This window comes from uncultured Candidatus Puniceispirillum sp., assembly GCF_963979125.1.
Lineage (GTDB): Bacteria > Pseudomonadota > Alphaproteobacteria > Puniceispirillales > Puniceispirillaceae > Puniceispirillum.
Genome location: NZ_CAXBVX010000049.1, coordinates 1 through 14,851, shown reverse-complemented (window position 1 = coordinate 14,851; position 14,851 = coordinate 1). Strand labels below are relative to the sequence as shown.

General features: G+C 49.0%; 12 protein-coding genes. 1 reads left to right on the top strand and 11 read right to left on the bottom strand.

Annotated features, from left to right (window positions below):
• The 7 genes from ytpR to ABNT28_RS06355 form a co-directional block, all read right to left on the bottom strand.
• Positions 1-415 (bottom strand): YtpR family tRNA-binding protein (gene ytpR, locus ABNT28_RS06385; protein ID WP_348721225.1); only part of this gene is annotated, 415 nt, incomplete at its 3' end.
• Entirely contained in the window at positions 415-1,500 is a 1,086-nt protein-coding gene (pheS, locus tag ABNT28_RS06380; RefSeq protein ID WP_348721224.1) for a phenylalanine--tRNA ligase subunit alpha, read from the bottom strand. The genes pheS and ytpR, both read right to left, overlap by 1 nt.
• A gap of 147 nt (positions 1,501-1,647) precedes the next feature.
• Positions 1,648-2,001 carry a 50S ribosomal protein L20 gene (gene rplT, locus ABNT28_RS06375; protein WP_013046101.1) on the bottom strand — a complete coding sequence of 118 codons (354 nt, stop codon included), beginning with the start codon at positions 1,999-2,001 and terminating at the stop codon, positions 1,648-1,650.
• Between the two features lie 12 nt (positions 2,002-2,013).
• On the bottom strand, positions 2,014-2,211 hold the full coding sequence (rpmI, locus tag ABNT28_RS06370; protein ID WP_013046102.1) for a 50S ribosomal protein L35: 198 nt from the start codon (positions 2,209-2,211) through the stop codon (positions 2,014-2,016).
• 356 nt (positions 2,212-2,567) lie between these two features.
• Positions 2,568-3,083 carry a translation initiation factor IF-3 gene (infC, locus tag ABNT28_RS06365; protein WP_332925008.1) on the bottom strand — a complete coding sequence of 172 codons (516 nt, stop codon included), beginning with the start codon at positions 3,081-3,083 and terminating at the stop codon, positions 2,568-2,570.
• 204 nt (positions 3,084-3,287) lie between these two features.
• Entirely contained in the window at positions 3,288-5,213 is a 1,926-nt protein-coding gene (gene thrS / locus ABNT28_RS06360; protein ID WP_348721223.1) for a threonine--tRNA ligase, read from the bottom strand.
• Positions 5,214-5,325: 112 nt separating this feature from the next.
• On the bottom strand, positions 5,326-6,522 hold the full coding sequence (locus ABNT28_RS06355; protein ID WP_348721222.1) for a glycosyltransferase family 4 protein: 1,197 nt from the start codon (positions 6,520-6,522) through the stop codon (positions 5,326-5,328).
• A gap of 72 nt (positions 6,523-6,594) precedes the next feature.
• Between ABNT28_RS06355 and ABNT28_RS06350 the strand changes: the two genes are divergently transcribed.
• Positions 6,595-7,365 carry an alpha/beta hydrolase gene (locus ABNT28_RS06350; RefSeq protein ID WP_348721221.1) on the top strand — a complete coding sequence of 257 codons (771 nt, stop codon included), beginning with the start codon at positions 6,595-6,597 and terminating at the stop codon, positions 7,363-7,365.
• Between the two features lie 16 nt (positions 7,366-7,381).
• Here the strand turns inward: ABNT28_RS06350 and ABNT28_RS06345 are convergent, their stop codons facing one another.
• The 4 genes from ABNT28_RS06345 to ABNT28_RS06330 form a co-directional block, all read right to left on the bottom strand.
• A complete protein-coding gene (locus tag ABNT28_RS06345) occupies positions 7,382-8,047 on the bottom strand; it encodes a glutathione S-transferase family protein (RefSeq protein ID WP_332923208.1) in 666 nt (221 codons plus the stop codon).
• Positions 8,048-8,187: 140 nt separating this feature from the next.
• The gene (locus ABNT28_RS06340; RefSeq protein WP_332923207.1) at positions 8,188-8,682 is read right to left on the bottom strand and encodes an N-acetyltransferase; all 495 of its coding nucleotides are present in this window, start codon (positions 8,680-8,682) and stop codon (positions 8,188-8,190) included.
• Positions 8,683-8,757: 75 nt separating this feature from the next.
• Positions 8,758-13,305, bottom strand: a complete 4,548-nt coding sequence (gene gltB / locus ABNT28_RS06335) for a glutamate synthase large subunit (RefSeq protein WP_348721220.1) — start codon at positions 13,303-13,305, stop codon at positions 8,758-8,760.
• 2 nt (positions 13,306-13,307) lie between these two features.
• Positions 13,308-14,759, bottom strand: a complete 1,452-nt coding sequence (locus tag ABNT28_RS06330) for an NAD(P)-dependent oxidoreductase (RefSeq protein ID WP_348721219.1) — start codon at positions 14,757-14,759, stop codon at positions 13,308-13,310.
• Positions 14,760-14,851: the final 92 nt, after the last annotated feature.

Sequence of the window (14,851 nt, the reverse complement as noted above, 5' to 3'; positions counted from 1 at the left end):
GCAGATCGATAATGCCATCATGTTCATCGGATAATTGCATTTCGCGTTCTGAACACAGCATGCCATTTGACGCCTCGCCGCGGATTTCACCCACTTTGAGCGTCAGATCAATGCCAGGCACATAGGCACCCGCAGGGGCAAACACGCCCTTCATGCCTGTCCGTGCATTTGGTGCACCACATACCACCTGAATCGGATCGCCGGATCCGGTATTGACCATGCAAACACGCAATTTGTCGGCATTGGGATGCTGTTCTGCCGATATCACCTCGGCAATGGTAAAAGGTGCCAGTGCCGCCGCACGGTCGGTTACCGACTCTACTTCAAGACCAAGCATCGTTAGGATTTCAAGTATCTCGTCTAGGCTACGGTCAGTATCAAGATGGTCAAATAACCAGTCACGGGTAAATTTCATCAGACGCTTCCTCCGACCAAGCCAGCGTGAATCGAAGGCGCATCAAACGGCAAAAACCCATAATGCCGCATCCAGCGCAAATCACTGTCATAGAATGTCCGCAAGTCAGGAATGCCATATTTAAGCATGGCAATGCGTTCGATTCCCATGCCGAAGGCAAACCCCTGATACTTGTCAGGGTCATAACCACAATTTTCCAGCACACGGGGATTCACCATGCCGGAACCCAAAATTTCCAGCCAGTCATCACCAGCGCCAATTTTCAAACCGCCACCATCGCGCGAACAGCCAATATCAACTTCGGCAGACGGCTCGGTAAAGGGGAAATAGCTGGGGCGGAACCGTACCGGCAAATCATCAACACCAAAGAAAGCACGGCAAAAATCAATCAAGCAGCCTTTTAAATGCCCCATATGGATACCATCACCAATCACCAGCCCTTCGCATTGATGAAACATCGGCGAATGCGTTGCGTCATGATCCGAGCGATAGGTGCGCCCAGGCACAATAATCCGAATAGGCGGTTCGCTGGCTTCCATTGTGCGTATCTGTACCGGCGACGTATGCGTGCGCAACACCTTGCGTTTGCCATCAGCATCGGGCGGCAGATAAAAGGTATCATGTTCCTGACGTGCTGGATGCTCTTCGGGAATATTCAGGGCGGTAAAATTATAATAATCAGATTCGATGTCAGGGCCTTCGGCAACGATGAAGCCCATTTCGGCAAAAATTGCGACGACTTCCTCAATCGTGCGTGATAACGGATGCAAGCGAGCATCCATATGTGGACGCGATGGCAAAGTCACATCAACGCGCTGGGCGGTTAGCTTTTCGGCAAGCGCGGCGTCTGCCAACATTGTCTGTCGCGCATCAATCGCACTGGCAATGGTATCTTTCAGAACGTTTAGATCCTGACCTGCCTGTTTGCGCGCTTCAGGCTCCATACCACCAAGGTCCCGCATCATCAGCGAAACACGGCCTTTTTTACCTAGTGACTCGATACGCACAGTTTCCAGCGCTTCGAGCGTGTCAGCTGTCTGTATAGTTGCCAGAATTTCCGATGAAAGGCTTTCCAGATTTTGCATAATATCCGTTCCAGCAAAGTTTATATCATCACAGCAAGGGCGATAAATAGTCAGGTCAAAATAGAACAGGCCGCCGCCTTGAACCACCAAATAATGATCTGGCGACGTTCAAAGCTGCGGCCTGAATATTCAGGTATGAAGCGTACCTTAGCTTGCCGCGCGTGAACGTTCCACCAACGCGGTAAAGGCCGCTGGTTCATTCACGGCAAGATCAGCAAGCATCTTGCGGTCAATTTCGATTCCAGCCTTGATCAGACCACCCATCATCTGTGAATAGGTGATGCCATGAATACGAGCAGCCGCGTTGATTCGCTGAATCCACAAAGCGCGGAACTCGCGCTTACGAACCCGGCGGTCGCGATACGCATATTGGCGGGCTTTATCAACCGCCTGCGTAGCTGTCCGAAATGTATTTTTACGACGACCATAATAGCCTTTGGCAGCCTTGATGACTTTGCCGTGACGAGCATGGGTAGTAGTACCTCTTTTAACGCGTGCCATGTATCAGCTCCCTTATGCGTATGGAATGAAACGTTTTACAATGCGTGCATCGGCATCACTCAAAATCATGGTGCCACGCGCTTTGCGTTTCATTTTCTGGGAACGACGGCGGAGATTGTGGCTGAGAAACGCGGCCGAGCCACGAACTTTGCCACTTGCGGTCAGGCGAAAGCGTTTTTTCGCACCGCTTTTGGTCTTCATCTTGGGCATTTTGACCTCTTTCTTCATAAAGGTGACCTGCATATCATGAACCCCATATCCTAAGCGAGGGTCGGTCAGTCAGGCAATAAGCCGGCCGGGCATGCCCTGTTGTTTCAGGCCCGGACGCGACATCAAACGCGAAGCGGCGTTTATAGGCGGATTACGCCGGGGAATCAACCCTGTTGATGCGGGAATATATCATCACATCAAATCATCCGCATTAACCGCAAATTAACCTGCGCTCTTTATAATCAGATTTGGTCAATATTGACCGACCTGAACGCAGAGTGCTGTTAAAGGATTTCAAAATTACGGCAAAAAGGGGCAAATGAATTTGCCCCTTAGTTAAGCTGGATAGTTCTGTTTTATTTTGGGGCAATGACCATAATCATCTGACGGCCTTCCATCTTTGGATGGGATTCAACCTTTGCCACTTCCTCGGTTTCATCGCGCACACGCTTGAGAACAATGGCGCCTAATTCCTGATGCGCCATTTCACGGCCACGGAAACGCAAGGTAACCTTTACCTTATCGCCAGAACCCAGAAACTTGTTCACAGCGCGCATTTTGACCTGATAGTCATGCTCGTCAATATTCGGCCGGAGCTTAATTTCTTTTACTTCGATGATTTTCTGCTTTTTACGCGTCTCATTGGCACGTTTTTGCGCTTCATATTTATATTTGCCATAATCAAGAATTTTGCATACGGGAGGATCAACATTTGGCTGAACCTCAACCAGATCAAGGCCGAAATCTTCGGCCTTGTTAATTGCATCGCGGGTGTCGAGAACCCCTAGCTGACCGCCATCGGGATCAATGCAGCGTACTTGTGGTGCTCTAATAGCGCCATTCACGCGCGGGCCATCTTGTGCTGGTGGCACATTACTATGTGGACGTACTATCTAAACTTCTCCTGTTTTTGTCAAAACGCTACGGCTTATTGACGTTTAAAATTTCGTTGAGTATTTTTGTTAACACCTTAACACGCCGTAATATAGGAATTTATTAACAAAACCAGCGTGATTGTGCCAGTTTTTTTAATTTTTACCACTTTTGTTCCGATTTCTGGTGATTCGCATTCGGGATCATTGCCCTTGCAGGTCAGGAGCCAAACTTTCATCGCGCAACATTTCAAGTGCCTGATTCATATCCAGATCGGTCTGGTCATTCGAGCCAAGTCGACGCAAGGCAACAGTACCAGCGTCAGCTTCACGGCCGCCAACAGCCAGAATAAAAGGCACTTTCATGACGCTATGTTCGCGAACCTTATAACTGATTTTCTCGTTACGAAAATCGCGTTCCACCCGTAGACCCATCGCCTCGGCAGTGTGGGCGACCTGTTCGGCATAGTCATTCGCGCTATCAGTAATAGACGCAACAACAATCTGGACAGGCGCAAGCCAGTTTGGCATCCGCCCAGAATATTGTTCAATCAAAATACCAATCCATCTTTCCATTGAACCAAGTATGGCGCGATGAAGCATAACCGGACGGTGCCGGTTGCCATCTTCGCCAACATATTCGGCATCCAGACGTTCAGGTAGCACAAAATCCACCTGCAAGGTGCCGCATTGCCAGTCACGACCAATCGCGTCACGCAGAACAAATTCCAGCTTTGGCCCATAAAAAGCGCCTTCACCCGGATTCAGTGTTGTCTCAAGTTTGGCAGCGCTACATGCATCGGTAAGGGCGCTTTCGGCCTTATCCCATGTTGCGTCATCTCCGGCGCGCACTTCAGGGCGATCAGAAAATTTCACCCGCACATCGGTAAAGCCAAAATCTGCATAGATTGATTGCAGCAATGCACAGAATTTTACCGATTCTTCGGTAATCTGGTCTTCAGTACAGAATATATGGGCATCATCCTGAGTAAAGGCACGCACCCGCATAATCCCATGCAACGCCCCTGATGGTTCGTTGCGATGGCACGATCCAAATTCGGCCATGCGTAACGGCAAGTCGCGATAAGATTTTATACCCTGCCGGAAAATCTGCACATGACATGGACAGTTCATCGGCTTTAGCGCCAAAGTTCGCTCGTCTTCAGATTGTGCGGTGAACATATTTTCACGAAACTTGTCCCAATGCCCTGATGCTTCCCACAAGGTGCGATCTACAAGCTGAGGCGTTTTCACTTCACCATAACCAGCCTGTTCAAGCCGACGGCGCACATAGGATTCAATCTCCCGATAGACAAACCAGCCTTTTGAATGCCAGAACACTGATCCGGCGGCCTCTTCTTGCAGATGGAACATATCTAGCTGTTTGCCAAGTTTGCGATGGTCACGCTTTTCGGCTTCTTCAAGCATATGTAGATAGGCGTTTAGCTCTTTTTCCGTGCGCCAGGCGGTACCATAAATTCGCTGTAGCATGGGCCGATTTGAATCACCACGCCAGTAAGCACCAGCGACTTTCATCAGTTTGAAGGCGTGTCCAAGTTTGCCCGTTGATGGCAAATGTGGCCCACGACATAGGTCGATAAAATTGCCTTGTTTATAAAAGGTGACGGTTTCTTCTGCCGGAATGGCCGCCACAAGTTCAACCTTGAATGGCTCGCTATTTTTTTCATAGAACGCAACAGCCTCATCGCGTGTCCAGACATCACGAATAATGGCTTCATCACGATCAACAATCTCATGCATGCGTTTTTCAATTGATGCCAAATCATCTTCGGAGAATGCCGTCTCGCGATGAAAGTCGTAATAAAAGCCATTTTCTATAGATGGCCCGATCGTGACTTGTGTTTCAGGATATAGTTCCAACACAGCTTCAGCCATAACATGCGCGCAATCATGTCGGAGCAAAGCCAGAGCGGCATCATCCTTGGCTGTTATCAAGGCCATATTGACGTCGGTATCTACAGGGCGCGTCAAATCCCATTCTTGGCCATCAACCACAGCCAGTAAAGCCGCTTTGGCAAGGCCCGGACCAATATCTGTAGCCACATCTGCCGGTGTTACCGGCATATCAAAGGAACGAACAGATCCATCAGGAAGGGTAATATTTGGCATGTAACCTTTTCACAATCTTTAATCCGGTGCGCCTTTTTACAAGGCGCGCATAGTAACTTTAGGGTAGAGATGCTACCTGTTGACGCCAGCAAACTCAAGTCAAGAGCGACAATTAGCCCTTTGTCGTAACCTGTGATTTTTGCAGAATTCGACGATATATTTTTACTGTTTCATTACACATACGCGTTGTCGAAAAACTTCGCTCAATATGCGCACGTGACTTGTCTGCCAATAATTGTCGCTCAGGACCTTGCAATTCCAATGCCTGTCGAATACAGGCGGCCAAACTTTCTGCATCCCCTGGTGTTGCAAGCCAGCCTGTCTGGCCATGCTTGATCGATTCAACGGCACCGCCGTGGTCAAAGGCAACAACTGGTCGTCCCATCGCCTGCGCTTCAAGGGCAACGCGGCCAAACGGCTCAGGGGTAATCGATGGCATAACAACCACATCCGCAACCATCAAGGCAGCTGGCATGTCATCAACCGCATGTGACAAGCGAAACCGCCCTTCAAGCCCCTGATCGACACCATGTTTGGTAATTCTGTCAATAAAGCCTTGCTTGCCATCGGCAGCACCAACAAACAAACAGATAAATGGCAGATCTTTTATCAAGGCCAGCGCATCAAGCAAAGCTTCGTGCCCTTTCCACAAAGTTGGACGCGCGGGCAACATCACCACCGGCATTTCTTCAGGTAATGCGACCGAGTCTGCAAAATTAATGATCCGCGTCTGGTTAACCGCCTGTGGATCAAAGACATCGATGTCAACGCCACGATGAATAACCGACATGCGTTCTTCTACACCTATAAATTGGCTGGTGATAAGTTGTTTTATATATTTAGAAATGGCAATCACATGATCGACTTTGACAAGTTTGCCGTTATATATCCGTTTTAAGATGGAGTAGGCCTGAAAGCGACCATGAACGGTACTAACTGTTGGAATGCGAAGTTTTTTGGCAACGGGTAATGCAATCCAGGCTGGCGCGCGTGATCGCACATGCACAATATGTGCGTTCTCATCCTGTAAAATCGACTGTAACTTGCGGCGGATAGAACCCCATTTCAAAGGATTCTTCACATTCACCGGCAAGGTGTGATGGGTTGCCCCACAACGTACAATATGACGCTCAAGCGGGCCACCCGACGAAATCACTACGGCGTGGCCACCAGCCTTTTCGATAGCTTGCGCCATTTCGACAGTGCCACGTTCGACACCACCACGACCAAGAGCTGGTAAAATCTGTACAATTACAGGCCGCTTTTCCAAAGGCGTGTTAGATTTACTTAAGCGAGGTGTATTAGCCATAAATTCAATGAACTTTTCGATCAAAATGTCTAAGATACTTGGAATTCATAACGACGATTAGAGTTAATGACAATGGATGAACCTGACTTTCTTTATATTAATGACAAACAGCGCATAGCCTATCATAAAATTGATGGGAAAAAGCCAGGCATCATTTTTCTATGTGGGCATGGTTCGGACATGAACGGCACCAAATCCATCTACATGGAAAATTGGGCACGCAAACATGGACATGGCTTTATCCGGTTCGATTATCGTGGTCACGGTCAATCTGATGGTAATTTTCTGGATCTGGGGATTTCCGACTGGACCGAAGATGCGCTGGCCGTTATCGAACAGCTGACAGATGGACAGCAGGTTCTGGTTGGGTCATCGCTTGGAGGCTGGATCATGCTCAATGCAGCTTGTGCGCGGCCTGATCGGATTGCGGGATTGATTGGCATTGCCGCTGCGCCTGATTTCACCAAAGAGCTGATCTGGGATACGCTAGATGCGGATGCGCAATTGGCGATGAAACAAACCGGTCATCTTTTGGTTCCAAGCCCCTATGCCGACGAACCCGTTATCTATCCCTATCATTTGGTTGAAGATGGTGCGGCGCATTTACACCTTCAAGGCGGTACAATCAATATCACCACACCAGTTCGTCTGCTTCATGGCATGCAGGATGAAGAAGTGCCGTGGAACACGGCCTGCCGCATTATGGAAAAGCTTGCCGCTGATGATGTGATTTTGCATCTAGACAAAGCCGCGGCGCATCGTTTTTCTGAGCCAGCCCAACTTGACATGCTGGGACAAACAGCCACTGATTTACTAGCTTGTATAAATAAAACAAAATTATAGGTTTGATAGCGATGAATTAAAAATCGGAATTGCTGTAATGGGCTGGTGGTTTAAGGCCAATGACCTGATCTGCAAGTAATTCGCGAAATGATGGTCTGGATTTCATCTTTGCGTACCATGTTTTGGCTTCAGGATGTTTGTCCCAATTTATGTCACCTAGATAATCCAGCACCGAAAGATGCGCCGCTGCTGCCAGATCCGCCAGCGATAATTGTTTGCCCGCCAGCCAGCTTCCCTGTTCGGCAAGCCAGTCGATATATTGCATATGTATATTCAGATTGCTGAGGGCTGCACGAATCACGCCTGATGATGGTTGCCCTTCGCCAGAAAACCGTTTTATCACACGCTCGGACAAAAGAGGCGTGCCAACCTCATTGGCGAATTTGATTTCAAACCATTGCATGAGACGACGTATTTCCACCCGCGACGCAACGTCACCCCATAGCAAAGACGGCGTTTCGCTTTCTTCGAGATATTCGGCAATGACCATCGCCCCCGCAATAACCCCATGATTATCGGAAACCATGACAGGAACATCGCCAGCAGGATTAAGTCGCAGAAAATCCTCACTGCGTTCCCAAGGTATTTCCAGTTTTGGAAGATAGACCACATTCCGCTCGGCTAGAACCAACCGGATGAAACGCGAAGCGGCAGATAGCTGATAGTGATGCAATACATGCATGAAATTCAGGACACTTTCATAATCTGAACCCGAACGGGCGTGAAGCACGATTAGCTATAACATTACATACAGTTACCCATTTCACCAGTTCAAAAGAACTATTCAGACCAGGACAAAAGACAGTGTCGTGACAAAGTCCGTTATTTAGTTGGGCGTACGGGTAAATTCTGTCCAGCAAGACTAGCAAGAAAGCCATCTTTAAGTTCAAAAAACTGAAGCCTTTCCGGCTCTATGAAACCGGGCCATTTAATCGCGTATGGCGCCGCTGGAACGAATCCAAATTTTGGATAATAATCAACTTCACCAGAAACCAGAATGGCAGGCCATGTGAATGATCTGGCATGTGAGAGACCCGCAGATACCAGTTCCTTGCCATAGCCTTTGCCGCGCAAATCAGGCCGCACAGCTAGAGGGCCAAGCAATAGAATAGGATGCGTTCCCAGCATTACTTCCCAAAACCGCAAAGATCCAACGGCAACACCATTGTCACGAAGCACAAAACACATTTCGGCTATAGGTGCGCCCGGGCGTAAATTCCATACTGAACGCGCATGCCTATCAAGGCCAAAAGCCTCGTCCATAAGGGCATCAACAATTTTGATGTCAGCTTCAGTCTGTATTGCAATTTCATACATAGCGACGCTCTATACATAGAAACCGCGCCGGAATGCAAACGAAGTTTGCAAACCGGTACAGCATATACCACTACTTTAGGCTGTCTGCTCGAGAGCTTGCCCATCATCAATGGGCTTCTCTAAAGTTGGAATTATCTCGGTTGGCACGATTTGCCAGAAATTTCCAATCTCGACATTCCATTCATTGAGCAACCGCAAAGCAAGTGCCGATTCAGTATGTTTGGCATGTTCCTCAACCAAATTGCGAAGACTATCCGCCCAATGCGTGCTGGCAATGCGGACAATTTCTAGCGTTGCCGGATTAGCCCGATCTTTGAAGGTGCCCGCCTTGTCATAGATAAAGGCCATGCCGCCCGTCATGCCAGCACCAAAATTATTGCCAACTTCGCCAAGGATTACGACCTTGCCGCCCGTCATGTATTCACAAGCATTTGATCCACTGCCTTCGACAATAGCTGTGGCACCCGAATTTCTTACACATAAACGTTCACCAGCCTTACCGGCAGCATAAAGCTGTCCCGAGGTCGCTCCATAAAGAACCGTATTGCCAATGATTGTATTTTCACTGGCCGTATAGGTTATGGCTCCTGCTGGTCGCACCACGATCATGCCACCAGACAAACCCTTGCCAACATAATCATTTGCATCACCAATCACATCAAGACGGAGCCCCTGTGTCGCAAAAGCGCCAATTGATTGACCTGCCGAACCACGAAGTCGGACTGAAATATGCCCAGGGCGCAGGCCAGTCATGCCAAAACGACGAACAATATGTGAAGATAAACGTGTTCCAATCGCGCGCTGTGTATTTTCTATGTTATAAGAAAGTTGCATCTTGGAACCATATTCCAATGCGCGACTTGCATCCTTTACCATCAAGGCATCAAGCGTATCAGGCACTTCGGTACGGGGCTTGTCGCGGGCACTGATTTCATCCTTGTCCGCGTCAGCACGCACCAAAATCGGGTTCAGATCAAGATCGTCAAGCGCCGCGTCACCCCGGCTTACCTGACTCAGCAAATCAGTCCGACCAATAACCTCTTCAAGCGACGTGAAACCAAGTGATGCCAGAATTTCCCGCACTTCTTCGGCAAGATGTGTAAATAACTGAACAACTTTTTCCGGCGTGCCTTCGAATTTTGCGCGCAGATCGTCACGCTGGGTACAGACACCTACTGGACATGTGTTTGAATGGCACTGCCGCACCATGATACAGCCCATTGCGATCAGGGATGATGTACCAATGCCATATTCATCGGCACCCAGCATGGCCGCCATCACAATGTCACGACCTGTTTTCAAACCACCATCGGTACGCAAAACAACCTTATTGCGCAAATCATTCATTGATAGTACCTGATGCACCTCGGACAGGCCCATTTCCCAAGGCAAGCCAGCATATTTAATTGATGATTGCGGACTAGCGCCGGTGCCACCACCATGACCAGACACGAGAATGGCATCCGCTTTGGCCTTGGCAACACCAGCGGCAATCGTTCCAATACCTGTTGACGCGACCAGCTTTACACACACTTTTGCATCAGGGTTAATCTGTTTGAGATCGTAGATAAGCTGGGCCAGATCCTCAATCGAATAGATATCATGATGCGGTGGTGGTGAGATCAAAGTGACCCCCGGCGTTGCATGGCGCAAACGCGCAATCAATCCATCAACCTTGATCCCAGGCAACTGCCCCCCTTCGCCTGGCTTTGCCCCTTGCGCAACTTTGATCTCGATTTCTTGGCAATTATTCAGATATTCAGCGGTAACGCCAAAGCGACCTGATGCAATCTGTTTAATGGCGCTGGATGGGTTGTCGCCATTCTCACGTAGTTTAAAACGCGACGGGTCTTCACCACCTTCACCAGAGTCCGATTTTGCCCCAATGCGGTTCATCGCAATCGATAATGTTTCATGCGCTTCAGGACTTAAGGCACCAAGCGAAATGCCCGGAGACACCAACCTTTTGCGGATATTAGTAATCGATTCGACATTTTCAATTTCAACCGCATCACCGCCAGGCTTGAAATCCATCAGGTCACGCAAATTAATGGGGCCCTGACCATCAACAAGGTTGGAATATTTTTTCCAGCTTGCAAAGGAACCTGTGTCACAGGCATGCTGCATCGCATGGATAAGCTGGCCATCAAAAGCATGCCGTTCACCAGATTTACGAAATCTGAAAAATCCACCAACAGGCAAGGTTACATTTTCATGCGCAAAGGCCTTTTGGTGCATATCCAGAATCCGCGAACGAATACCTGTCAGACCAAGCCCAGACACGCGTGATGTCATTGTTGGGAAATATTGCGCAACCAGCGCACGTGATAGACCCAGAGCTTCAAAATTATAACCGCCGCGATAAGACGCAATAATCGAAATGCCCATCTTAGACATGATTTTCAGCAAACCATCCTCGACAGCCTTGCGGTAATTACCAACGGCATCAGTTATTGACAGATTTGGTAACAGACCGCGATCATGGCGTTCAGCAATGGCTTCTTCGGCAATATAGGCATTGACCGTTGTCGCGCCAACGCCAATCAGAACGGCAAAATGATGCACGTCAAGACATTCACCAGTAGCGACATTGACTGAGGCAAATGTTCGTAATTGCTGGCGCACCAGATGCGAATGAACAGCCCCTGTTGCCAAAATCATCGGGATGGCAACGCGTGTTTCGGATGCCGCACGGTCTGTCAGCATAACATGTTCACAGCCTGACCGAACTGCCTCTTCAGCTTCCGCCTGAATGCGTTCCATAGCCGCGGTGAAATCATCGTCCTCGCCGTTAGCGTCGAATGTGCAATCGATATGCGTCGCTTTGGCACCTAGATGCAGACATAGCGCGTCCCATTCAGGGATCGTGAGCACAGGTGAATTCAGCAACAAGTGATCGCATTGCACGGGCGACTCATCAAGAATATTCCCAAGGTTGCCAAGCCGCGTTCGCAAGCTCATCACATGGCGTTCACGAAGCGAGTCAATTGGCGGGTTTGTTACCTGCGAAAAATTCTGCCGGAAGAAATGATGTAGCCCACGATAGCGACTAGATAGAACCGCAAGCGGGGTATCATCACCCATTGATCCAATAGCTTCCTTGCCAGTTTCGGCCATTGGCTGCAGCACAAGTTCCATATCTTCCATGGTCCAACCAGCCATCATCTGGCGGCGGCGTGCCTCCATCACCGGCAAACGCTCAGCCGCTTTGCCGCTAGCCTTGGCTAGCACCGTATCCATCTGTTCGGCGCGGCCAATCCATTTACCGTAGTCATTCTGATCAGCCATCGCGTCTTTCAATTCATCGTCGCGATACAGTTTGCCTTCAGCCAGATTGATAGCGATCATTTCGCCAGGCCCAAGACCACCACGTTCGAGAATATTTGCATCCGGGACAACAACCATACCGGTTTCAGAACCAGCAATAACCAGACCATCATTGGTTACAACATAGCGCATTGGCCGCAGACCATTTCGATCCAGACCTGCAATGACCCAGTTATTGGCGTAAGCGGCGATTGCTGCCGGACCATCCCAAGGTTCCATCACCGAATTACAATAGGCATAAAGTTTGGCACGCTTGCTGGTACCACTAACGTCGATTGCTTCTGGAATCATCATGGTTTTTACCATTGGCAAGGCACGGCCAGCATGTCCCATAAGCTCAAACACGGCATCAAGTGCCGAGGAATCCGAACTGCCTTTGGCAATGACCGGTTTGAGATCTTCGATCTTGTCACCAAACAGACCAGACTCCATACGGTCTTCGTGGCACGTCATCCAGTTTTGGTTGCCACGTATTGTGTTGATCTCACCATTATGCGCAAGCACCCGAAAAGGTTGTGCCAATTTCCATGTTGGCATGGTGTTGGTCGAATAGCGCTGATGATAAATCGCAAATGATGAAATAAAGCGTGTATCCAGTAAATCAGGAAAAAAGGCCGTGACCTGTTCAGCAAGGAACATGCCTTTATAGATGATTGAGCGACTTGAAAGCGAACAGATATAGAAATCGCTGATCAACTCCTGCATCACTGCTTTTTCAATACGACGACGAACAAGATAAAGCTGTATTTCAGCCTCTTCTTCGGACATATCGGCTGGCATAGAGAACATAATCTGTTCGATTTCGGGACGCGTTGCATTGGCTTTGTCACCAAGCGCCTGAATATCAACCGGCACTTGACGCCAGCCATAGATAGAATGGCCAAATGTCAGAATTTCCTGTTCGACTACACAACGGCAACGCTCCTGTGCGGCCAGATCAGTGCGTGGTAAAAACACCATACCTACAGCTAGGCGCCCACCATCATCATCATGTCCCGTACGGGCAATATGCTCGATAAAGAAATCACGTGGAATTTCGATATGAATACCAGCCCCATCACCAGTCATACCATCGGCGTCAACTGCACCACGATGCCAGATCGCCTGTAACGCTTCGATCGCGGCGTCAACCACCGCACGGTTTGGTTTGCCATCTCGTGTCGCCACAAAGCCAACACCACAAGAATCATGCTCCATCTCAGGTGCATACACACCAGCTTCGGTCAATTTGGTTTCATTTACCTTACGACGGGTAATAAAGGCATCTGCATCAAAGTTTTTGGTATGTTTTGACATTATTAGCTCCCTGATCCAGCGCGGCGCGGCGCGTTGGCCTCTGCCTGCTGCACAATCCACGCATCAATCTGTTCAGCCGCATCACGCCCATCACGAACACCCCAAACAACCAAGGATGCACCCCGAACGATATCGCCAGCCGCAAATACGCCATTCTGGCTTGTCATCATGGTTTTCCAGTCAATGCTGATAGTTCCCCATTTGGTCACGCCCAACCCGTCATCACCAAACATTTTGGGCATGTCTTCAGGATCAAAACCAAGCGCCTTGATAACCAAATCAGCAGGCATATTATGAGATGAACCTTCGATAACTTGTGGTACCTGACGACCAGTAGCATCGGGTTGACCCAAATGAATGGACTGTGCCTGTACCGCAGTCACCTTATCATCACCCAAAAAGGCCTGTGGCGCAGATAACCATTTGAATATGACGCCTTCTTCTTCAGCATTTTGCACTTCACGCTGTGATCCGGGCATATTCGCCTTGTCACGCCGATACAAACAACTGACCGATTTAGCATTCTGACGGATGGCTGTCCGCACACAATCCATTGCCGTGTCACCGCCACCTATAACAACAACGTCTTTGCCTTCGGCATTTAAGCGCCCATCTTCAAAAGCTGGTACGTCATCACCAAGGCTTTTGCGGTTTGACGTGGTTAGATAATCAAGCGCTGGGACAATGCCATCAAGTCCGCTTCCCGGGGCGTTAAGATCACGTGCTTTATAAACGCCTGTTGCGACCAGAATAGCATCATGCTTTGCACGAATTTCGTTAAAGGTAACATCAGCACCAATATCAATATTCAGGTGAAAATGGACACCACCATCACGCAACAATTTACCGCGGCGTTCGACAATCGATTTTTCCAGCTTGAACCCGGGGATACCGTAAATCAGTAGGCCACCAATTCTGTCGTAGCGATCATATACATGAACCTGATAACCACGATGGCGCAACATCTCAGCCGCCGCCAGACCAGCTGGTCCTGCGCCGATTATGCCAACGGACTCTTCAAGCTCAATACGCGGGGCGGCTGGTTTGACCCACCCTTCGGCAAAAGCGGTTTCTGTGATATGCTTTTCTACCGCGCCGATGGTTACTGATTCAAAACCCTTTTCAATGACACAACTGCCTTCACACAAACGATCCTGTGGACAGATGCGGCCACAGATTTCTGGAAAATTATTCGTTTGTGACGATAATTCGTAGGCTTCCTGCATCCGCCCCTCGGCAGTCATCATTAACCAATCAGGGATATTATTGTGCAGGGGGCAGTTAGTCTGGCAGAAAGGCACACCGCATTGCGAACAGCGCGACGCCTGTGTTTCGGCCGCCTCGACATCAAAATCATCATATATTTCGTCAAAATCAGCAACGCGTGCGTCTGCCTTACGCTTTGATGGCATAGCTTTTTCGGTCGCCACAAATTTCAACATTTTTGATGACATTACTGCCTCCTATTTAATTCCGGCGCATTTGGGCGCTACACTTGAGTTAAGCGCGCGCCACAGGAATAAAAGTCAATGATTGTTACCTTTTT

Bases quoted from the DNA above. Each gene is read 5' to 3' on its own strand.
- gltB (WP_348721220.1), bottom strand. From the start codon at position 13,305: ATGTCAAAACATACCAAAAACTTTGATGCAGATGCCTTTATTACCCGT.
- ABNT28_RS06350 (WP_348721221.1), top strand. From the start codon at position 6,595: ATGGATGAACCTGACTTTCTTTATATTAATGACAAACAGCGCATAGCC.
- ABNT28_RS06330 (WP_348721219.1), bottom strand. From the start codon at position 14,759: ATGTCATCAAAAATGTTGAAATTTGTGGCGACCGAAAAAGCTATGCCA.
- rpmI (WP_013046102.1), bottom strand. From the start codon at position 2,211: ATGCCCAAGATGAAGACCAAAAGCGGTGCGAAAAAACGCTTTCGCCTG.
- ABNT28_RS06355 (WP_348721222.1), bottom strand. From the start codon at position 6,522: ATGGCTAATACACCTCGCTTAAGTAAATCTAACACGCCTTTGGAAAAG.
- ABNT28_RS06340 (WP_332923207.1), bottom strand. From the start codon at position 8,682: ATGTATGAAATTGCAATACAGACTGAAGCTGACATCAAAATTGTTGAT.
- thrS (WP_348721223.1), bottom strand. From the start codon at position 5,213: ATGCCAAATATTACCCTTCCTGATGGATCTGTTCGTTCCTTTGATATG.
- rplT (WP_013046101.1), bottom strand. From the start codon at position 2,001: ATGGCACGCGTTAAAAGAGGTACTACTACCCATGCTCGTCACGGCAAA.
- ABNT28_RS06345 (WP_332923208.1), bottom strand. From the start codon at position 8,047: ATGCATGTATTGCATCACTATCAGCTATCTGCCGCTTCGCGTTTCATC.
- pheS (WP_348721224.1), bottom strand. From the start codon at position 1,500: ATGCAAAATCTGGAAAGCCTTTCATCGGAAATTCTGGCAACTATACAG.